The organism is Tabrizicola sp. (assembly GCF_016792905.1).
Classification (GTDB): Bacteria; Pseudomonadota; Alphaproteobacteria; order Rhodobacterales; family Rhodobacteraceae; genus Tabrizicola.
Map to the genome: position 1 here is coordinate 27,782 of NZ_JAEULP010000026.1, position 18,355 is coordinate 46,136.

Annotated in this window: 21 protein-coding genes; 8 read left to right on the top strand and 13 right to left on the bottom strand. The window is 66.6% G+C overall.

Going from position 1 to position 18,355, the window contains the following annotated elements; translation table 11 throughout:
- Positions 1 to 23 precede the first annotated feature (23 nt).
- From JNL31_RS05135 to JNL31_RS05145, 3 genes are read right to left on the bottom strand one after another with little or no spacing between them, the layout of a single operon-like run.
- Positions 24 to 800, bottom strand: a complete 777-nt coding sequence (locus tag JNL31_RS05135) for an alpha/beta hydrolase (RefSeq protein WP_294970752.1) — start codon at positions 798 to 800, stop codon at positions 24 to 26.
- Between the two features lie 3 nt (positions 801 to 803).
- Positions 804 to 995, bottom strand: coding sequence for a 4-oxalocrotonate tautomerase (locus JNL31_RS05140; protein WP_294970753.1), 192 nt, complete (start codon positions 993 to 995; stop codon positions 804 to 806).
- 10 nt (positions 996 to 1,005) lie between these two features.
- The gene (locus JNL31_RS05145) at positions 1,006 to 2,031 is read right to left on the bottom strand and encodes an LLM class flavin-dependent oxidoreductase (RefSeq protein ID WP_294970755.1); all 1,026 of its coding nucleotides are present in this window, start codon (positions 2,029 to 2,031) and stop codon (positions 1,006 to 1,008) included.
- Positions 2,032 to 2,110: 79 nt separating this feature from the next.
- Between JNL31_RS05145 and JNL31_RS05150 the strand changes: the two genes are divergently transcribed.
- On the top strand, positions 2,111 to 2,707 hold the full coding sequence (locus tag JNL31_RS05150; RefSeq protein WP_294970757.1) for a TetR family transcriptional regulator C-terminal domain-containing protein: 597 nt from the start codon (positions 2,111 to 2,113) through the stop codon (positions 2,705 to 2,707).
- 49 nt (positions 2,708 to 2,756) lie between these two features.
- Here the strand turns inward: JNL31_RS05150 and JNL31_RS05155 are convergent, their stop codons facing one another.
- From JNL31_RS05155 to JNL31_RS05180, 6 genes are all read right to left on the bottom strand, one after another.
- Positions 2,757 to 3,494 carry a DUF4167 domain-containing protein gene (locus tag JNL31_RS05155; RefSeq protein ID WP_294970758.1) on the bottom strand — a complete coding sequence of 246 codons (738 nt, stop codon included), beginning with the start codon at positions 3,492 to 3,494 and terminating at the stop codon, positions 2,757 to 2,759.
- A gap of 181 nt (positions 3,495 to 3,675) precedes the next feature.
- The gene (gene prmC, locus JNL31_RS05160) at positions 3,676 to 4,530 is read right to left on the bottom strand and encodes a peptide chain release factor N(5)-glutamine methyltransferase (protein WP_294970760.1); all 855 of its coding nucleotides are present in this window, start codon (positions 4,528 to 4,530) and stop codon (positions 3,676 to 3,678) included.
- On the bottom strand, positions 4,527 to 5,582 hold the full coding sequence (prfA, locus tag JNL31_RS05165; protein ID WP_294970762.1) for a peptide chain release factor 1: 1,056 nt from the start codon (positions 5,580 to 5,582) through the stop codon (positions 4,527 to 4,529). The genes prmC and prfA overlap by 4 nt, the downstream gene beginning before the upstream one ends.
- Before the next feature lie 170 nt (positions 5,583 to 5,752).
- Complete coding sequence (speB, locus tag JNL31_RS05170) at positions 5,753 to 6,718, bottom strand: agmatinase (RefSeq protein ID WP_294970764.1); 966 nt, start codon at positions 6,716 to 6,718, stop codon at positions 5,753 to 5,755.
- Between the two features lie 165 nt (positions 6,719 to 6,883).
- A complete protein-coding gene (locus tag JNL31_RS05175; protein WP_294970766.1) occupies positions 6,884 to 8,287 on the bottom strand; it encodes an aminotransferase in 1,404 nt (467 codons plus the stop codon).
- A 231-nt stretch (positions 8,288 to 8,518) separates the two neighbouring features.
- Positions 8,519 to 8,920, bottom strand: a complete 402-nt coding sequence (locus JNL31_RS05180) for a DUF6636 domain-containing protein (protein ID WP_294970768.1) — start codon at positions 8,918 to 8,920, stop codon at positions 8,519 to 8,521.
- A gap of 85 nt (positions 8,921 to 9,005) precedes the next feature.
- Between JNL31_RS05180 and JNL31_RS05185 the strand changes: the two genes are divergently transcribed.
- The gene (locus JNL31_RS05185; protein ID WP_294970769.1) at positions 9,006 to 9,386 is read left to right on the top strand and encodes a hypothetical protein; all 381 of its coding nucleotides are present in this window, start codon (positions 9,006 to 9,008) and stop codon (positions 9,384 to 9,386) included.
- Here the strand turns inward: JNL31_RS05185 and JNL31_RS05190 are convergent.
- Positions 9,371 to 10,534, bottom strand: coding sequence for a M20 aminoacylase family protein (locus JNL31_RS05190; RefSeq protein ID WP_294970771.1), 1,164 nt, complete (start codon positions 10,532 to 10,534; stop codon positions 9,371 to 9,373). The genes JNL31_RS05185 and JNL31_RS05190 overlap by 16 nt on opposite strands.
- Positions 10,535 to 10,762: 228 nt before the next feature.
- Between JNL31_RS05190 and JNL31_RS05195 the strand changes: the two genes are divergently transcribed.
- Together JNL31_RS05195 and mazG are read left to right on the top strand one after the other, a co-directional pair.
- On the top strand, positions 10,763 to 11,386 hold the full coding sequence (locus tag JNL31_RS05195) for an outer membrane beta-barrel protein (protein WP_294970773.1): 624 nt from the start codon (positions 10,763 to 10,765) through the stop codon (positions 11,384 to 11,386).
- 69 nt (positions 11,387 to 11,455) lie between these two features.
- Positions 11,456 to 12,259, top strand: coding sequence for a nucleoside triphosphate pyrophosphohydrolase (gene mazG / locus JNL31_RS05200; protein WP_294970775.1), 804 nt, complete (start codon positions 11,456 to 11,458; stop codon positions 12,257 to 12,259).
- On the opposite strand, the gene JNL31_RS05205 is transcribed toward mazG, so the two are convergent.
- Positions 12,256 to 12,570: a multidrug efflux SMR transporter gene (locus JNL31_RS05205; protein WP_294970777.1), complete on the bottom strand. Its 315-nt coding sequence runs from the start codon at positions 12,568 to 12,570 to the stop codon at positions 12,256 to 12,258. The genes mazG and JNL31_RS05205 overlap by 4 nt on opposite strands.
- A gap of 232 nt (positions 12,571 to 12,802) precedes the next feature.
- Between JNL31_RS05205 and JNL31_RS05210 the strand changes: the two genes are divergently transcribed.
- From JNL31_RS05210 to JNL31_RS05220, 3 genes are all read left to right on the top strand, one after another.
- Positions 12,803 to 13,801 carry a Fe(3+) ABC transporter substrate-binding protein gene (locus tag JNL31_RS05210; RefSeq protein WP_294970779.1) on the top strand — a complete coding sequence of 333 codons (999 nt, stop codon included), beginning with the start codon at positions 12,803 to 12,805 and terminating at the stop codon, positions 13,799 to 13,801.
- Positions 13,802 to 14,088: 287 nt separating this feature from the next.
- Positions 14,089 to 15,063, top strand: a complete 975-nt coding sequence (locus JNL31_RS05215) for a DNA cytosine methyltransferase (RefSeq protein ID WP_294970781.1) — start codon at positions 14,089 to 14,091, stop codon at positions 15,061 to 15,063.
- Positions 15,060 to 15,635 (top strand): HNH endonuclease, encoded by a 576-nt coding sequence (locus JNL31_RS05220; RefSeq protein WP_294970783.1) that lies wholly within the window; start codon positions 15,060 to 15,062, stop codon positions 15,633 to 15,635. Before JNL31_RS05215 ends, JNL31_RS05220 begins: the two co-directional genes overlap by 4 nt.
- 87 nt (positions 15,636 to 15,722) lie before the next feature.
- On the opposite strand, the gene JNL31_RS05225 is transcribed toward JNL31_RS05220, so the two are convergent.
- Both JNL31_RS05225 and JNL31_RS05230 read right to left on the bottom strand, forming a co-directional pair.
- Complete coding sequence (locus JNL31_RS05225; RefSeq protein WP_294970785.1) at positions 15,723 to 16,130, bottom strand: hypothetical protein; 408 nt, start codon at positions 16,128 to 16,130, stop codon at positions 15,723 to 15,725.
- Between the two features lie 168 nt (positions 16,131 to 16,298).
- On the bottom strand, positions 16,299 to 17,327 hold the full coding sequence (locus JNL31_RS05230) for an exo-alpha-sialidase (protein WP_294970787.1): 1,029 nt from the start codon (positions 17,325 to 17,327) through the stop codon (positions 16,299 to 16,301).
- Positions 17,328 to 17,418: 91 nt separating this feature from the next.
- On the opposite strand from JNL31_RS05230, the gene JNL31_RS05235 reads away from it, so the two are divergent.
- Complete coding sequence (locus JNL31_RS05235) at positions 17,419 to 18,351, top strand: nucleoside hydrolase (RefSeq protein ID WP_294970788.1); 933 nt, start codon at positions 17,419 to 17,421, stop codon at positions 18,349 to 18,351.
- The last annotated feature ends 4 nt before the right edge of the window (positions 18,352 to 18,355 follow it).

Below are 18,355 nucleotides of genomic sequence, written 5' to 3' on the forward strand. Positions count from 1 at the left end.
CTGACCGGAGCGCAGGCAAGCCGTCAGCGCCCGGACTGCGCCATGAGGAAGCGGCGGATGTGCGGGGCGACCTGGTCCGTGGCCTCGATGAAGATCGCGTGCTTCAGCTCCGGCAGGATCACCAGCTCCGACCCCGGAAGTGCTGCCTGGATCAGCCGGTTGAGCCGTGGATTGCAGCCGCCGTCGTTCTCGCCGGTGATGATCTGCGCGGGCGCCGTGACCTCGTGCAGCCAGGGTCCCATTTCCGTCTCGGCATAGATGTCGAAGACATTCAGGAACACGTCCGGAGGCGTCTCCATCACCTGCCGCTTGCGCCACTCGATCACCTCGGGATGGGCCGTCAAGAAGGCATCGGTGAACCAGCGCGCGGTCAGCGTGTCCAGCACCTGCCCGATCCCCTTTTCCCGCATCGCCGCGACCACGCCCCTGACCTTGGCGCTGTCGTCCTCCGTCCGGAAGGCCGCCGTCGACCACAGGCCCAGCGACAGCACCCGGTCGGGATGGCGCCGGGCATAGGCCGGGCCGATCATGCCGCCCAGCGAATGCCCTGCGAAATGCGCGCGGTCGATCCCCAGCTTCGCCCGCAGCGCCTCAAGGTCGTCCACCAGATCGTCCAGCCCGAAACGCCCGTCCGGCACCGGGCTTTCGCCATGGCCGCGCAGGTCATAGCTGATGCAGGTGAAGCGGTCCTTCAGGTCCGGCACCAGCTTCGCAAAGGTCGCGCGCCGCGCCCCGATGCCATGGATCAGGAACAGGGCATCACCCTGCCCTTCAACGGTGTAGGAGCAGTCGAGGGCCAAGCTCTATTCCTTCGGATCGCTGGCCAGCCGCCCGGCCGTCGCCCAGTCATGCTTGGCCACATCGGTGAAGACCACCGTCACCGCCTGCGGCGTGCCCCCGCAGGTATCACACCAGGCCTTCGTCACCGCCTCGGCACAGGCGCGCTTCTGCTCCACCGTGCGGCCTTCGAACATCTCGATCCGGATGATTGGCATCTTTTCCCCCTTACGCGGCCTGCCGGGCCGTCGGCGCCACCTTGGGCATGACGTCTTCCGCCAGCCTGCCCATCATGTCCAGCACCGCCCCCTGCGCCTGCCCGAAGTTCGACGACACGATGACCTCGTCGATCCCCAGTTCGGCATAGGCGGAAAGCCGGTCGATCATTTCCTCCCGCCCGCAGATCAGGATGTTGCGGCGGAAGTCCTCCATGCTTTGCTTCCGGGGAAGCGGCTTGATGATCCCGTGCTCCACGATCCCCGGCCCGCCGAAGACATTGTCGAAGCTTTCGTAGTATCTGTAAGCCTTTGCCAGCATATCCTCCACTTCCGCCGGACGATCCGAGACAAAGATCCCCCGTTGCAGCGACAGCCGCTGCCCGGTCTTGCCGGAGGCCGCGACGCCCCGGTGGAAGGCCGCCACCTGCCCCTCCAGCACGCCGTGGCTCGCTGACAGCGGCGTCGTCTGGATGTGATAGCCCTTCGCCGCCGCCGCCTCGATCCCCGGCGGGGCCATGATCGCCAACGCCAAGGGGATCGGATCCTCGGGCCGCGGCATCGCCGTCAGCGCGTCGAACCTGTACCAGTCGCCATGCCAGCTGACCTCTTCCCGCGTCAGAAGCGCCTCCAGCACGGCAAGGCTTTCCTCGAACCGGGGCTTCGTCTCCTCCATCGGCACCCCGATCCGCCCCGTCTCGAAGCCGAAGGCGCCCTTGCCCACCCCCAGCACCAGCCGCCCGCCGCAGAGTGCCTGCGCCTGCACCACCTCGCCCGCAAAGACCCGCATGTCACGGATCGGCAGCTGGCAGATCGCCGTCGCGATCTCGACCCGCGAGGTCCGCGCCGCGATGGCCACGGCGAATTGCAGCGGCGAGGGCACCAGAAGGATGTTCAGGAGGTGATGCTCCGGCACCGATACGCCGCGGAACCCGCAGGATTCTGCATGAACCGCCTGTTCCAGCATGTCGGCCCAAAGCCGCTTGCCTCCGACCGAGGGGTCCAGAAGATGCGAGTTCAGGAAATGCGAGATGTCCATGCGGCCCTCCGTTGGCTTGTACGTTTGTACAAACCGGAGTAGCCTGTCAAGCACCCCGTGAACCGGCTATGCCAGGACCATGACCGAAGCCCCGCCCCGCAGCCAGACCCGGACCGACCGGCGCATCGAAATTGCCGAGGCCGCGCTGCGCGTCCTGGGGCGCGAGGGGCATGCGGGTCTGACCGCGCGCAGGGTCGCGACCGAGGCGGGGCTGTCGCTTGGCCATATCACCTACAACTTCACCGGGATGGACGAGGTCCTGGCCGAGGCTTATCGTCTGCTCTCCACCCGGCTTCGTGCGGCCTCGGACGCCAGCCTGTCTGCCGCGACGCCGAAGGACAGGCTGGCCGCGTTCCTGCGGGCGGGATTCTCGGACGACTTCCTGACCCCCGCGCATATCCGCACGCGCATCGACCTCTGGTCAGCCGCCGCCGCGCATCCCGCCGTGGCCGAAACCGAGTTGCAGCTTTACACCCATTACCGCGCCCGGCTGGAGGCCCTGCTTGCGCCCCTTGTCGCACCCGATACGCTCCGGGCCCTGACCGACCTGATCATGGCGACGCTGGACGGGCTCTGGCTCGACTGGATGCGCCGACGCGACCTTGTTGCCGTGAACAACGGGCTTCGGATGATCGGAAAGCTGGTGGCGCAGCACCCGCACCCCGGCGCGACCTGACCCAAACGAAAAGGCCGCCTGCGTGGCGGCCCTTGCTGACGTTTCCGGCCTATTCGGCGGCTTCCTGCGGCGGCTCGCCATCCGGCTTGCCCTCGCCCTTGGGCTTGCGCGGCCCGCGCGGACGCTTCGGGGCGCGCTCTTCCTTCGGCGGGGCCTCGACCGCAGGTTCCGCCACGGGTTCGACCTCGACGCGGGCGCGCGGCGCCGATTCCGGAGTCTCGATCAGGCCGGTGTCGTCGCCCGCATCCAGTTCGATCACATCGGTCGCCATCGGCTGTTCTTCGGCGGGGAAACTGCGCTCCTCGCGGTAGTCGCGGTTGAACTCCTGCCGACGCTCGCCCCGGTCCTGACGCTCGCCCCGGTTGTCGCGGTTGTCACGATTGTCACGATTGTCCCGGTCGTTGCGGTCGCGCCGGCCCTCGCCCTCGCCCTGGCGATCGCCGCGGGGCTGGCCCTGCTGGCCGTTGTTCTGCCCGTTCTGGCCGTTCTGGCCGCCGTTCTGCTGGTACTGCTGCTGCCGCGCTTCCTGTTCGGCCGCCATTTCCTTCATCGCCTCGGCGAGCATCCGGGTGTAATGCTCGGCGTGCTGCAGGAAGTTCTCGGCCGCCACGCGGTCGTTCGACAGCTGCGCATCGCGCGCCAGCATCTGGTATTTCTCGATGATCTGCTGCGGCGTGCCACGCACCTTGCCCTCGGGACCCGAGGAATCGAAGACGCGGTTGACGATATTGCCGAGGGTGCGCGGGCGGTTCTGGTTGGAACGCGAGCGTTTCTTGGAGGAGCGCATCTGGTCCTTATGATGGCTTTGGCCTGCAACCGCCGCCCCTCATGGGCAGCAAAATCCGGGTCAGCAGGGCTTGGACAATGCGTCAGGGGCAGGTGGAACCCGCGCCCGACAGGGGTCACTAATCACAGGGAAGCCCATGTGACAAGGGATATTTGCGCATTTGCGGTGGAATAGGCGGAGGTCAGGCACAACCGCAACTGTCGCCGCCGGGCTTTCTGGCCGCCACCACACGGTCACGGCCATCCATGTCGGGCAGGACGCGGATGTCCTCCAGCCCCGCCGCCCGGAGCAACGCACTGACGGCCACCCCTTGCGTCGGCCCGATTTCCACCAGAAGCCGCCCGCCGGGCATCAACCTGGCCGGGGCGCCCCGCGCGATGGCGCGGTAGGCGTCCAGCCCGTCGCCGCCGGGGGTGAGCGCCTGATGCGGCTCCCAGTCGCGCACTTCGGGCGCCAGCTGCGGCATCTCCTCTGTGGCGATATAGGGCGGGTTCGAGACGATCAGGTCATAGGCGCCCGTCACCTTGTCGAGCCAGTCGGACTTGCGGAACCGCGCCCGCGCCTCCAGCCCCAGGTCGCGGGTATTCCCGATCGCCACCTGCAACGCCGCGTCCGAAATGTCGGTGCCGAGCCCCCGCGCCATCGGCATGTCCTTGAGGCAGGACAAGAGGATGCAGCCCGTTCCGGTGCCAAGGTCCAGGACCTTCAGGAACGGCTCCTTCAGCGCCTCTGCGACCAGCGTCTCGGTCTCGGGCCGCGGGTCCAGCGTGTCGCGCGTCACCCGGAACGACAGCCCCCAGAACAGCCGCCGCCCGATGATCTGCGCCACCGGCTGCCGGGCCATGCGTGCCGTCAGCGCCTCGTCATACAGGGCCTCCTGCGGGGAGGTCATCTCGTCCTGCAGCTTCAGCGTCAGGCGGTCGTGGCCGATCCCCAGCGCATGCGCCAGCAGAACCCGCGCATCGCGGGCGCCGTCCTCGATCCCGGCTTCCTGAAGCCGCGGAACCGCCAGCCGCAATGCGTCCTGCGCTCTCACGCTTCCATCTCCGCCAGCCGCGCGGCCTGGTCATGCGCCACCAGCGCGTCGATCACCTCGCCCAGGTCGCCGCCCATGATCTGCGGCAGGGCATACAGCGTCAGGTTGATCCGGTGGTCGGTCATCCGGCCCTGCGGGAAGTTGTAGGTGCGGATGCGCTCGCTGCGGTCGCCGGAACCCACCTGCGACTTCCGGTCTGCCGCGCGGGCCGAATGCAGCCGCTCCCGCTCGGCCTCATAGAGCCGTGCACGCAGGACCTGCATCGCGATCTCGCGGTTCCGGTGCTGCGATTTCTCCGACGACGTCACCACGATCCCGCTCGGCAGATGGGTGATCCTGACCGCGGAGTCGGTCGTGTTCACATGCTGCCCCCCCGCGCCCGAAGACCGCATGGTGTCGATGCGAATGTCGGATGCGGGAATGTCGATGTCGACCTCCTCCGCCTCGGGCAGCACCGCAACCGTCGCCGCCGAGGTATGGATGCGCCCCTGCGCTTCGGTCTCCGGCACCCGCTGCACCCGATGCACGCCGCTTTCATACTTCATCCGGGCATAGACCCCCTCGCCCTGGATATGGGCCGAGAATTCCTTCAGCCCCCCGACCTCGCCCGCCTGCTCGCTGATTACCTCGAAGCTCCAGCCCATCCGCTCGGCATAGCGCTGGTACATCCGCGCCAGATCGCCCGCAAACAGCGCCGCCTCGTCGCCCCCCGTGCCGGGCCGGATCTCGATGATCGCGGGCCGCGTATCGGCCACGTCCTTCGGCAAAAGCGCCAGCCGCAGCGCCTGCTCCATCTCGGGGATGCGGGCCTTCAGCCGAGGCAGCTCCTCCTCCGCCAGCGCCTTCATCTCGGGGTCGGACAGCATCGCCTCCGCCTCGGCCAGATCGTCCAGCGACTGGCGATAGGCATGGATTTCCTCCACCACCGGCTTCAGATCGGTATATTCCCGGCTGATCCGGGCGATCTCGGCCGGGGCCGCGCCCGCGTTGAGCTGCGCTTCGAGAAACTCGAACCGCTCGGTGATCTGGGCAAGTCTGTCCAAGGGAACCATGCGGCGGGTTTCGCAGGCAGGCCCGCAAGCGTCAAGGGGCCGCCCCAAGCCCTTTCACATTTGCCCAAATATCCCCGGCGGAGCCCGCCCGAGCGGCTTTGCGTTCTTCACGCAAAGCCGCGAGACAAAGAGTCTTCGCGGCGAAAGCCGCTCAATCCAATAGGCGCGCCTCACCTCTGCGTCCGCGCCCAGTGATAAAGGCAGATCAGCTCATAGGCGACATGCGCCCCGGCAATCGCCGTGGCCCCGCTGGTGTCATAGGGTGGCGAGACCTCGACAATGTCGCCGCCGACCATGTTGATCCCGGCCAGATCGCGCAAGGCAGCTGCCGCCTGCCAGCTGTGCAACCCGCCCCAGACCGGCGTCCCGGTCCCCGGCGCGGCAGAGGGATCGAGGCAGTCGATGTCGAAGGTCACATAGGTCGCCCCGTCGCCGACGATATCCTTGGCCTTCGCCACCACATGCGCGACGCCCCTCTCATGCACCTCCCGCGCGTCGATGACGTTCACCCCCAGGTAATCCTCGGTCGTGGTGCGGATGCCGATCTGGACCGAGCGTTTCGGGTCGACGAGGCCCGTCTTCACTGCCTTGTACAGCATGGTGCCGTGGTCGATCCGGGTCAGGTCGTCATCCGGCCAGAGGTCCGAATGCGCGTCGAAATGGATCACGCCCAGGGGTCCGAACTTCTCGGCATAGGCTTTCAGGATCGGATAGGTGATGTAGTGGTCGCCCCCGAGCGTCACCGTCCCCGCCCCGGCTTTCAGGATGGTCCGGATGTGGTTCGTCAGCGTCTCGGGGAAGTCCGACACCTTGGCATAGTCGAAAGCGCAGTCGCCGTAGTCGATGATCGACATCTCCTCCAGGGGGTTCGTCGGCCAGCCATAGGGCGGATCATAGGGCTGCAAGCTGGACGCCTCGCGGATCGCCCGGGGGCCAAAGCGCGTGCCGGTGCGGTGCGTTACCGCTTGGTCAAAAGGCACCCCGGTGATCGCCAGATCAACGCCGGTCAGGTCCTTGGTGTAGGTCCGCCGCAGGAATGACGTCGCCCCGCCGAAGGCGTTTTCAAAGGAATACCCCCGGTTGGATTTCCGGGTGAACGCAGTGTCGACCTGCGTCTTTGCATCTTCCAGTGCCATGATGATCTCGGGTCTTCTCGGCGCAGTCGTTCAGCGGAGACGCGCGGATCCGGGGGGGCCAAGAAACCCCTGGCCCGCCGCCTTGTCAAGCACGCGATTTCTTCGAAGAAATCGCATCGGAGCCTTCAAAGGCTCCGGCCCGGAGTTTTCGAAAACTCCGGCGCCTCACCCGATCCGGTGCCCCTCCCGCACCAGCTCGTCCGTGACCTTGCGGATCGCCTTTTCCAGCGTCTCGACCACGAAATCCACCTGGCCCCCAGTGATCGTCAGCGGCGGCGACATCACGTTCAGATGCCCGATCGGCCGCACCATCAGCCCCATCGCCTCGGCCGCATCGCTGATACGCTTGCTCTCATTCACCCCATCCGGCAGCGGCTCCTTGGTACGCTTGTCGGCCACGTTCTCCACGCAGACCATCAACCGCCGCCCGCGCACCTGCCCCACCAGCGGCAGGCCCTCCAGCCCCTTGAGGCGCTCAAGGAAGTAATCCCCGACCACAGCCGCGTTCTCCAGCAACCCCTCGCTCTCGATGATCTCGATGCTCTTCAACGCCGCCGCACAAGCCACCGGATGCCCCGAATAGGTGAACCCAGAGGTGAACCAGCGCTCGCCCTTCGCCGCCATACCCTCCCAGATACGATCCGAGAAGATCAGCGCGCCCAAGGGCAGATAGCCCGAGGTCAGCCCCTTGGCGCAGGTGATCATGTCCGGCACCACGCCAAACTCCGCCTCGCTGGCAAACCAGTGCCCCAGCCGCCCGAACGCCGTCACCACCTCGTCGGCGATGAACAGGATGTCGTGCTTCCGGCAGACCTCCCACATCCGCCGCAGATAGCCCTCCGGCGGCACGATCACCCCGCCCGAGGCCTGGATCGGCTCGGCAATGAACCCCCCGATCCGGTCGGCGCCCACCCGCGCGATCAGCGCCTCGAACTCGGCCACCAGGTGATCGCAGAACCCCGCCTCGCTCATCCCCTCCGGGCGGCGATAGGGGTTCGGCGGGGTCAGGTGATGGATGCCGTCTTCCTTGTAGCGGAACTCGGCCACCCGGTCGCCCGGCCGCTTGCCCACCGACTGCGTCAGGTAGGTCGAGCCGTGATAGGAATGATCCCGCGCGACGATGTCGGTCTTTTCGGGCCGCCCCATGCAGCTCTGCCAGTACCAGACCATGCGGACAGCGGTATCCACCGCCGTCGACCCACCCGTGGTCAGATGCACCCGGTTCAGATCACCCGGAGCCAGCGCCGCCAGCTTCGCCGAAAGCCGGGCCGAGGGTTCGTTGGTCACATCGACAAAGCTGTTGGCAAAGGCGAGCCGCTCCACCTGGTCGGCAATCGCCCGCGCCATGTCCTTGCGCCCCAACCCGACGTTGGTGCACCACATCCCGCCGACCGCGTCCAGATAGCGCCGCCCCTCCGCGTCCCAGAGATAGCAGCCCTCGCCCCGCGCGATGACAAGGCTGCCCTCCTTCTCGAACGATCCGAAATTCGTCCATGGATGCAGGGCATGCGCCCGGTCCATTTCCCACAGATCGGCGGGCGAGGGGCTGTTCGACAGGTCGAGGGTCATTTGGCTATCCGGTCACTGACTGCACAGTCAATGTATCAGTTTGATCATATCCACGCCAGCCCCGGCACCGGACCAATGGTAGCGGTGGGGCAAGATATGGTGTCCAAAGGTTGATCCGGCCCCATCAGGACCCACGCTCTGCCGCTATCGGCAACTCCCCCGATTCGGCAATTCATACTGGCCCAAATATCCCCGCCGGAGGCTGCAAGGCCGGACCCAGGCACTGCGGTTTCAGAACAGCTTCTGCTTTGCCTTCGCCACGCTGAACCCGTGCCCTTCCGCATTGGTGCAGGTCATGCCGTTCTTGGCAGAGACGCAGGAGATGCCCCCCAGGCTGACCGCCTCGCCATAGGGCAGCACCGGGTTGCCCGGATCCTGCACCGTGTCGCCGACGCAGAGGAGTTCCCCCTTGCCCGACGCGGCAACGCCAAAAGCCATGCCCCAGTCCTGCTCGCAGCCCGCCGGGCGTTTCGTGTAGCTCGGCGTATAGGACCGGAGGTCGCAGCGCGCCTCGGCCCGACCGTCGAACGTGTACATCGCGCAATGGATGTTGCCGGTGGGCGACCGGAAGCCGAAATAGTCGTCGGCCAGCACCGGGGTGGCCAACAGGAGCAGGACAGCAAGAGCTTTCACGTCAGAATCGCCTTTCTCTCACGGGTCAATCCCGGCACTCTACGCGCCTCGCCCGCGTCCAGCCAGTTCAACCTTGACCGCAGTCATGCCCCGCCTCGCCCCAGCCGCCCTCGCCTACACCCTGCCGGTCTTCGCCGTGGCCTTCGCCCTCGGCGCCCTGCGCGTCACCTTCATCGCCCCGCAACTCGGCCCGCTGGCCGCCGTGGCGCTGGAGCTGCCCCTGGTCCTCGCCCTCTCCTGGCTCGTCGCGGGGCGCGTGCTGCGCCGCTGGCCCCTGACCCCGCGCCTCGGCATGGCCCTGCTGAGCTTCCTGATCCTGATGCTCCTCGAACTCGCCACCGCGCTGGCCTTCGGCCAGACGCCCGGGCAGTTCCTTGCCGCCATGGCCACCCCGCCCGGCACCCTCGGGCTTGCCGGGCAGATCGGCTTCGGCCTGATCCCGCTTATCCGTCAGCCCAAGGGCTGAGCCCGCTCCACCAGCCGCGCGAAGAAGCTCGCCCCGACCGGCGCCGCCTCGTCGTTGAAGTCGAAGGCCGGATGATGCAGCCCTGCCCCCGGTCCCGTGCCCAGGAACAGATAGGCCCCGGGGCGCGCTTCCAGCATGTAGCTGAAATCCTCCGACCCCATCTCGCGGCCCGCCCGGGCGTCCACCGCCTCCTCGCCTGAGACCTCGCGCGCCACCCCGGCGGCGAAATCCGCCTCCTCCTCGTGGTTGATCGTCGCCGGATAGCCCCAGTCATAGTCGATCTGCGCCGTCACCCCATAGGCCGCCGCATGGCCCTCGACGATCTCATGGAACCGCTTCTTCAACAACGCCCGCACATCCGGCTTGAAGCAGCGGATCGTCGCGGCAAAGGTCCCGTCCTCCGGGATGATGTTCGACGCCGACCCGGTATGGATCATCGTGACCGAGATCACCGCTTCGTCCAGCGCATAGACGTTCCTCGGGATGATGGTCTGCAAGGCCTGCACCATGCCGACGATCGCCACCACCGGATCGACGCATTCATGCGGCGTGGCACCATGCCCGCCCTTGCCCGTCACCTTGACCACCGCCGTATCCACGCTCGCCATCAACGGCCCCGGCGTGGTCTGGAAATGGCCGAAGGGAATGTTCGGCGCGTTGTGGATGCCGTAGACTTGGCCGATCCCGAAGCGGTCCATGATGCCTTCCTGCACCATGACCTGCCCGCCGCCGCCGTCTTCCTCCGCCGGCTGGAAGATCAGCGCCACCGTGCCCGCGAAGTTCCGCGTCTCCGCCAGGTACTTCGCCGCGCCCAAGAGCATCGTCACATGCCCGTCATGCCCGCAGGCGTGCATCTTGCCCTTCACCGTGCTGGCATAAGGCGCGCCGGTCAGTTCCTCGATCGGGAGGGCATCCATGTCGGCGCGGAGGCCAATCACCGGACCCGCACTCTGCCCCTTGATCAGCGCCACGATCCCGGTCTTCGCAATGCCTTCGTGGATCTCGTCCACCCCGATCTCGCGCAGCCGTTCGGCGATCCAGGCTGCCGTGTCATGGCAGTCGAAGGCCAGCTCCGGGTGCTGGTGCAGATACCGCCGCCACCCCTTCATTTCCTCGGCGTACGAGGCGATACGGTTCAGAACGGGCATGGCAAGACTCCTCCGGCGTGTCCTTTGATCAAATCCGAAATCCCGGCCGACCGCAATGGATGAGGCGTTTCCGGCAGGTCACGACTGCCTGACTTTGGCCGCCGATCCGGGCGATGCAAATCCGCATCAGGTGGCCGCAATCGATTCGCGGGGTGCAATGTCGACGCGGAATCCGGCGCAATTCCTTGCTATGTTGCGGCAAAAGCAGTCAGAACCCGAGAGCAGTCCATGAACCTTTCCCTGCGTGCTGCGGCCGCCCTTCTTTGCCTGGCCGGCCCCGTGCTGGCTGGCGGCCCGGCGGTCGTCGAAGATCCGGTCGTCTTCCCGCCGCCGCCCGATGCTCAGCCCGATCCGGCCTGGACGGGTGTCTATGGCGGTTTCTCGCTTGGCCGGACGACGGGGGATCTTGAATACCAGAACCCCGCCTCTTCCCACGATGTCGACTCCGGATCGCTCCGCTCGATCTTTCTTGGCTACCGTCTCCAGCAGGGCAACGTGGTCTACGGCGGCGAGATGGAACTGGCCAACCTGTCCGGAACCACCATCGAGGGCTTTGCGGAGGAATACTCCAAGGCCTTCGACGTGAAGGGATCCGTCGGCGTCACCAGGGGCCGTTTCCTCGGCTATGGCGTGCTCGGCTGGTCGCAGGTGACGTTCGACCACACGACCGGGCCGGGCAACTTCGGCGGCATTTCCTATGGCGCGGGCGTCGAGTATTCGGTCAACGACAATATCGGCCTCGGCCTCGAATACCTCGCGCGCAAGGTGGACGGTGTTTCTCCGAACGGCAGTCCCCAGACCACGACCATCGACGCGAATTCGCTGTCGCTGCGCATCGGCCTGTCGTTCTGACCTGTCGCGGGGGCTGGCCAAGGCCCCCGCACCCGCCGTAGGTTGGCCCCGCAGTTGACCCGAGGCCCCATGCCCGCATTGTCCGCCCTTCCGCCAACCGGCATCGACCGGCTCCTCGCCATCATGGCCGCGCTCCGCGATCCCGAAACCGGTTGCCCCTGGGACATCGCGCAAAGCTTCGCGACCATCGCCCCCTACACGCTGGAAGAGGCCTTCGAGGTCGCCGATGCCATCGACCGCGCCGACTGGCCTGAGCTGAAAGGCGAACTTGGCGACCTCTTGTTCCAGACCGTCTACCACGCCCAGATGGCGTCCGAGGCCGGGCATTTCCGCTTTGCCGACGTGGTCGAAACCATTTCCGACAAGATGATTGCCCGCCACCCCCATGTCTTCGGCGACCAGTCCCGCGACAAGACGGCAGAGCAGCAGACGAAGGACTGGGAGGCGCAGAAGGCCGCTGAACGCGGACCTGCCCGCACGCTCGACGGCGTCGCCCAAAGCCTCCCCGCCCTCACCCGTGCGCTGAAACTGCAAAACCGCGCCGCCCGCGTCGGCTTCGACTGGCCCTCGACCGGCGAGGTGCTGGACAAGCTCACCGAAGAGGCCCGCGAGGTGGTCGAGGCGCGCGATTCCCTCTCCCACACTGAACTTGCCGAGGAAATCGGCGATCTCCTCTTCGTCATGGCCAACCTCGCCCGCCACCTGAAGGTCGACCCCGAGGCCGCGCTGCGCACCGCCAACGCCAAGTTCACCCGCCGCTTCGCCCGGATCGAGGACTGGCTGGCCGAGGCTGGAAAGACCCCCGCCGACAGCGACCTTGCCGAGATGGACGCGCTCTGGAACCGCGCCAAGGCCGAGGACAAGGCACGCTAGGTCGCCAGCTTCATCATCACGATCCCCGACAGGATCAGCCCCGCCGCCAGCATGCGCAGCGCCGTCGCCGGTTCCCCCAGAACCACGATACCCACGGCGAAAGCCCCCAGCGCCCCGATCCCGGTCCAGACCGCATAGGCCGTCCCCAGCGGCAGGACCCGCATCGCATGGGCCAGCAGCGCAAAGCTGAGACCCATTGTCGCAAGCATCAGGACCACGGCCCAGGGTTTCGTGAACCCGTCCGAGGCCTTCATGGCCCAGGCCCAGACGATCTCGAAGATACCGGCGAAAAGCAGCGAAACCCAGGCCATCATAGCCTCCTGTCAAGCGCCGGGCCGTCCCGGACTTCAACCCTTTGACAGGGGGAGGACGTCGCCTCGCGGATTGGAAGCTCGCCTTTCCGGTGCCAGGGTTCAAGCATTCCTGGAAGAATTCGCCGGATGGTTGCCTTCCGGCAACCACCCCCGGGCCGCATTCCCGATTGACCAAAGCGAAAGACTCGGATTTAAGCGCCGCCAGAAACCTGACAAAAGGAGTCAGCCAATGCTGCGCCTCTCGACCTTCGCTCTCCTCGCCTGTTCCGTCCCGGCCCTTGCGCAAGAGATCAACGTCTACTCCCACCGCCAGCCCGAGCTGATCCAGCCCCTCGTCGATGCCTTCACCAAGGAAACCGGCATCGCCGTCAACGTGGCCTTCGTCGACAAGGGCATGGCCGAGCGGCTGCAGGCCGAGGGCGACCGCTCGCCCGCCGACCTGGTCCTCACCGTCGACATCGCGCGCCTGATGCAGATCGTCGACGCGGGTGTCACCCAGGCCGTCCAGTCCGACGTGCTGGAAGCCGACATCCCCGCCGAACTGCGCGATCCGAACGACCACTGGTTCGGTCTCACCTCCCGCGCCCGCGTCGTCTATGCCTCGAAGGACCGCGTGAAGCCCGGCGAAGTGACCACCTACGAAGATCTCGCCTCGGACAAGTGGAAAGGCCGGCTCTGCACCCGCTCGGGGCTCCACGACTACAACGTCGCCCTCCTCGGCGCGATCATCGTCCACCACGATGAGGCCTATGCGACCAAGTGGGCCGAGGGCCTGAAGGCCAACCTCGCCCGCAAGCCCGACGGTGGCGACCGTGACCAGGTCAAGGCCATCGCCGCGGGCGAATGCGACATCGCGCTCGGCAACACCTACTACATCGGCCAGATGCTCGCGAACCCCGAGGAAAAGGACGCCGCCGAGCAGGTCTCGATCATCTTCCCGACCTTCGAAGGCGGCGGCACCCACCTGAACATCTCGGGCGTCGCGATGACCAAATCCGCCCCGAACCGGGAAAACGCGCTGAAGTTCATGGAATGGCTGGCCTCGGACGAGGCGCAGAGGATCTACGCCGAGACCAACTACGAATTCCCGGTCAAGCCGGGTGTCGAACGCTCCGATCTGGTGAAAAGCTGGGGCGAGTTCACCCCCGACGCAACGCCGCTGGCCGACATCGCCAAGGCCCGCGCGGCGGCGCTGAAGATCATGGAGACGGTGGATTTCGACGGGTGATCGGGCCGCACTTGTAGGTCAGGGCCTGCCCCGACCCTCTCCCCGGGCGCGCAGGCATGCGCGCCTTTTTTCCTTGATCCACCCGCCCACGTGGGATGAACCGCGATCCGGAGCCTGAAGTCAGGTTGAAACCAACTTCGGCTGTGATGCGGGGTAGAGACAGAAAGGCGATCAGTTCAAGGTTTACCAACTGTTAGCGCGCCCAAAATATGCTCTGGTTATGACTCAGGTTGTTGTGGGTTGAATCTGTCGGCGCACAATATATGCTCCTCCGGACGGAGAATGTGATGTCCAAACTGACGTCTTTGGAAGTCTGCGCCGGTGCCGGGGGACAAGCCCTTGGCCTCGATCACGCGGGCTTTGATCATGTGGGCCTGGTCGAGATCGACAAGCACTGCTGCGCAACGCTCCGTCACAACCGTCCGAAATGGAACGTTCTCGAAGCCGACATCCGGTCCGTTGACGGCAAGTCCTTCCACGGCATCGACCTTTTTGCCGGTGGACTTCCCTGCCCGCCCTTTTCGGTCGCCGGCAAGCAACTCGGCGACCGGGACGAACGCAACCTGTTCGGGGATGCGCTGCGCATCATCGCGGAGGCCGCCCCGAAGATGGTTCTGATCGAGAATGTGCGCGGCTTCCTTGATCCGGTCTTCGCACCCTACCGCGATTTCCTGCGCTCCCGGCTCGCCGAAATGGGTTATATCGCGGACTGGCGATTGCTGAACGCCTCCGACTTCGGTGTCCCACAACTGCGCCCGCGCGTGGCGATTGTGGCGGGCCTTCAGCAATATTGGCGGCATTTCCGGTTTCCCGCACCAAAAGCCTCCCCTGCCAGCGTTGGCGAGGTTCTGTTCGACCTCATGGCGGCGGAAGGATGGGAGGGTGCTGCCGATTGGGCGCGCCGCGCCAACGAGGTTGCCCCGACGATCGTCGGCGGCTCAAAGAAACATGGCGGGCCGGACCTCGGGCCAACCCGAGCACGCGCCGCCTGGGCCAGACTTGGCGTCAACGGCAAGACTATCGGCGAAACCGCACCCGCGCCCGGGTTTGCAGACATGCCGCGCCTCACCCCACGCATGGTCGCGCGGCTTCAGGGTTTCCCCGACGACTGGCATTTCACCGGGCGGAAGACACAGGCCTACAAGCAGATCGGCAATGCCTTTCCGCCGCCGGTGGCCATGGCCTTGGGGGCCGAGATCCGCGAGGCGATCATCAGGGGCGACATGCAGTCCGACCTGCGGATGGAGGTTGCTGCGGAATGAGCCGCGGGAAGAACAGCCAGGGCGCTCGCGCGATGCTGCGAGCGCACTTCCTGGCAAATCTCGGTCGCATAATGGCATCGGACGAGCTTCGGCAGGTGGCCGGGAACATCTCGGAATGGGCTCGGCGCGTGCGCGAGCTGCGGACCGAGGAAGGCTACCAGATCCTCACGCACAACGACCGCAGCGAATTGAAGCCCGGCGATTATCTTCTGGAAAATCCGAAGCCTCAGCCTGCATTCGAACGCGCCGTCAGCAAGGAAACGCGGGCCTTCGTTCTGGATCGCAACGGGTTCACCTGCCAGCAATGCGGCGCCGTCGCGGGGGAACCGCACCCCTATGACCCGAGCCGCAAGACCCGCCTCCATATCGGCCATGTGATCGACAAAAGCCTGGGCGGAACCGATGACCCAAGCAACCTGCGCGCGCTGTGCTCGATCTGCAACGAAGGCGCCGCGAACCTGACGTTTGATCGACCGTCGCTGGCTAAGTTGCTTGTCCAGGTAAGACGTGCCACCGCCTCGGATCAGCGCGAGGTGCTGAAATGGCTGCGGCTCAAGTTCCCCAGGGATTAGTTTTGCTGCGGCGTTGCTGGCAGCCAATCTGACACCGACTTCGTGACAGCAAGATATGCTGAACTGGTCGGCATTGACGCAGCGGCTTCACCCCCCGACCATCCCGGTCCAGACCATCCCGATCCCGACCAGCGTTCCGGCCCAGCCCAGCCGCAGAAGCCATTCGCTCGTCCCCGACCAGGCCGGAGCCGGCTGAGGCCGCCTCTCCCGCTCCGTATCCACCCCCGCCATCCACAAACCGCGCCGCAGCCAGCCCAGCCGCAGGCCTGTCCGGTCCAGCATCGCCCCGACCCCGGCCCCGATCACCGCAGTGCGCAGATACCGGGTCAGCGCGCCGATCCCGCTCGCCTTGACCAGTGCCCCGGCGAGCGCCGCCAGCGCCGCCCCGCTGACGCCGACCCAGAAGCGCCACGCTTCGCCCAGCCAGGACCCGACCAGCCATTCGGTCCCAAAGGCCGTCGCCACGACCGCTGCGAGCGACAGAAACATGCGCATGATGGTCCTCCGAGCCGCCTTGCCCGCAGGAACCCTAACCGCCCCGGCACGCCTGCACAGGTCGCCAAAACCCGACCCCGAACCCGCGAAGGAATCCTTCCAAACCGTTAATGTCCGCGACCAACCCCTTGATTCTGCACGCCCCGATTTTCTGTCCACCGTGGACAGCTACCCCATGAACTCCACCGACAAGACCGTCGGCAGGTGCCGCGCGACCTCCTCCCAGCTCTCTCCCTCATCCCTCGACAGGAACACAGACCCCGAGTTCGTCCCGAACGCCACCCCTGCGTCGCACGAGGCCATCCCCTGCCGCAGCACCGTGAAGAAGCAGTCCTTCTCCGGCAGCCCCTTGCCCTTCCCCTCCCATGTCTCCCCCCCATCCGAAGTCTTCCAGACCAGCGCCCGCCCATCCACCGGGTACCGCCCCAGGGAATCCCCGTTCAACGGGAACACCCAGAACGTGCCAGCCTTCGAAGGATGCGCCGCCACCGGGAAGCCGAAGGTCGAGGGCAGCCCCTCCGTCACCTCCTCCCACACGGCCCCGCCATCCCGAGACCGATAGACCCCCTGGTGGTTCTGCATGTAGATCAGCCCCTCCGCCGCCCCGAAGGCGAGGTTGTGGACACAGGAGAAGATCTCGTCCTCCTGCCTGAACTCCACCCCGTCCCCCCAGTCCCGCGCCAGCGCACCCGCCGGCCCCGCCCGGTTTCCCCGCCGGTTCCGCATCTGCCAGCTTGTGCCCCCGTCCCGCGATTCAAACACCCCCGCCGCCGAAATCCCGACCCAGACCCCGCCCTTCTGATCCGCCAGGATCGTGTGCAAGGTCAGCCCCGCCGCCCCCGGCATCCACTGGTCCGCCCCCGGCTGGTCGGTCAGCGCCTCCAGCCGCCGCCAGCTTTCTCCCCCATCCGTGCTCTCGAACAGATAGGCCGGCTTCGACCCCGCCAGCACCCGGTCGCGGTCGAAACACACCGACCACAGTTGCTCCGCCCCCTCGAAAGGCCCCTTCGCGACCGACCACTCCCCGCCAACCCGCCGCCAGACCCCCGCCCCGTGCCAGCCACTCCCCCCGGCCGCAAAAATCTCCCCCCCGCGCCCGACCGCATGGTTGATCGGCCAGCCCTCGCAGAACGGCCCCTCCACCCGCCCGCCCGAAAGCACGAACAGCCCCTTCGTCGTCCCGACCAGTATCTCCATCGCACACCTCCCGTTTTCGCCATCCTGCCACAGGCCAGCCTCTGGACAAACCCTGTCGCCTCCCGGCACGGTGCAAGAAAGGAGCCCGCCCATGTCCCGCAAGATCATCATCGACACCGACCCCGGCCAGGACGACGCCGTCGCCATCCTCCTCGCCCTCGCCTCGCCCGAGCTGGATGTCCTTGCCCTCACCGCCGTCGCGGGCAACGTGCCGCTCCCCCTCACCCAGAAGAACGCCCGTACCATCGTGGAACTCGCCAACCGCGACACCCCGGTCTACGCCGGCTGCGACGCCCCCCTCGCCCGCAAGCTCGTCACCGCCGAGCATGTCCATGGGCGATCCGGCCTCGACGGCATCCCGCTCTCCGACCCGACCCATCCCCTGCAACCCGAACACGCCGTCGACTACCTGATCGACACGCTCCGCGCCCACCCCTCGGGCAGCATCACCCTCTGCCCCCTCGGCCCCCTGACCAACATCGCCACCGCCTTCCAGCGCGCCCCCGACATCGTGCCCAAAGTGGCCGAGATCGTCCTGATGGGCGGCGGCTATTTCGAGGGCGGCAACATCACCCCAGCAGCCGAGTTCAACATCTACGTCGACCCGGACGCCGCTGACATCGTGTTCAAATCCGGCGTTCCCCTTGTGGTGATGCCGCTCGACGTCACCCACAAGGCCCTGACCTCCCGCGCCTGGGTCGAGGGGATGCGGAGCCTAGGCACCCCCGTCGGCCAGGCCGTCGCCTCCTGGACCGATTTCTTCGAGCGCTTCGACACCGCGAAATACGGCAGCGAAGGCGCCCCCCTGCACGACCCCTGCGTGATCGCCTACCTCCTGGAGCCCGCCCTCTTCCACGGCCGCCACATCAACGTGGAGATCGAGACCTCCAGCCCCCTCACCCTCGGCATGACCGTCGCCGACTGGTGGCGCGTGACGGGCCGCGAGCCCAACGCGATGTTTATGGGCAGCGTGGACCGGGAGGGGTTCTACCGGCTTTTGACGGAGCGGTTGGGGAGGTTGTGAGGGG

Bases quoted from the DNA above. Each gene is read 5' to 3' on its own strand.
- JNL31_RS05215 (WP_294970781.1), top strand. From the start codon at position 14,089: ATGTCCAAACTGACGTCTTTGGAAGTCTGCGCCGGTGCCGGGGGACAA.
- mazG (WP_294970775.1), top strand. From the start codon at position 11,456: ATGCCCGCATTGTCCGCCCTTCCGCCAACCGGCATCGACCGGCTCCTC.
- JNL31_RS05145 (WP_294970755.1), bottom strand. From the start codon at position 2,031: ATGGACATCTCGCATTTCCTGAACTCGCATCTTCTGGACCCCTCGGTC.
- JNL31_RS05230 (WP_294970787.1), bottom strand. From the start codon at position 17,327: ATGGAGATACTGGTCGGGACGACGAAGGGGCTGTTCGTGCTTTCGGGC.
- JNL31_RS05140 (WP_294970753.1), bottom strand. From the start codon at position 995: ATGCCAATCATCCGGATCGAGATGTTCGAAGGCCGCACGGTGGAGCAG.
- JNL31_RS05225 (WP_294970785.1), bottom strand. From the start codon at position 16,130: ATGCGCATGTTTCTGTCGCTCGCAGCGGTCGTGGCGACGGCCTTTGGG.
- JNL31_RS05220 (WP_294970783.1), top strand. From the start codon at position 15,060: ATGAGCCGCGGGAAGAACAGCCAGGGCGCTCGCGCGATGCTGCGAGCG.
- speB (WP_294970764.1), bottom strand. From the start codon at position 6,718: ATGGCACTGGAAGATGCAAAGACGCAGGTCGACACTGCGTTCACCCGG.
- prfA (WP_294970762.1), bottom strand. From the start codon at position 5,582: ATGGTTCCCTTGGACAGACTTGCCCAGATCACCGAGCGGTTCGAGTTT.
- JNL31_RS05155 (WP_294970758.1), bottom strand. From the start codon at position 3,494: ATGCGCTCCTCCAAGAAACGCTCGCGTTCCAACCAGAACCGCCCGCGC.
- JNL31_RS05150 (WP_294970757.1), top strand. From the start codon at position 2,111: ATGACCGAAGCCCCGCCCCGCAGCCAGACCCGGACCGACCGGCGCATC.
- JNL31_RS05205 (WP_294970777.1), bottom strand. From the start codon at position 12,570: ATGGCCTGGGTTTCGCTGCTTTTCGCCGGTATCTTCGAGATCGTCTGG.
- JNL31_RS05190 (WP_294970771.1), bottom strand. From the start codon at position 10,534: ATGCCCGTTCTGAACCGTATCGCCTCGTACGCCGAGGAAATGAAGGGG.
- JNL31_RS05195 (WP_294970773.1), top strand. From the start codon at position 10,763: ATGAACCTTTCCCTGCGTGCTGCGGCCGCCCTTCTTTGCCTGGCCGGC.
- JNL31_RS05185 (WP_294970769.1), top strand. From the start codon at position 9,006: ATGCCCCGCCTCGCCCCAGCCGCCCTCGCCTACACCCTGCCGGTCTTC.
- JNL31_RS05235 (WP_294970788.1), top strand. From the start codon at position 17,419: ATGTCCCGCAAGATCATCATCGACACCGACCCCGGCCAGGACGACGCC.
- JNL31_RS05175 (WP_294970766.1), bottom strand. From the start codon at position 8,287: ATGACCCTCGACCTGTCGAACAGCCCCTCGCCCGCCGATCTGTGGGAA.
- JNL31_RS05210 (WP_294970779.1), top strand. From the start codon at position 12,803: ATGCTGCGCCTCTCGACCTTCGCTCTCCTCGCCTGTTCCGTCCCGGCC.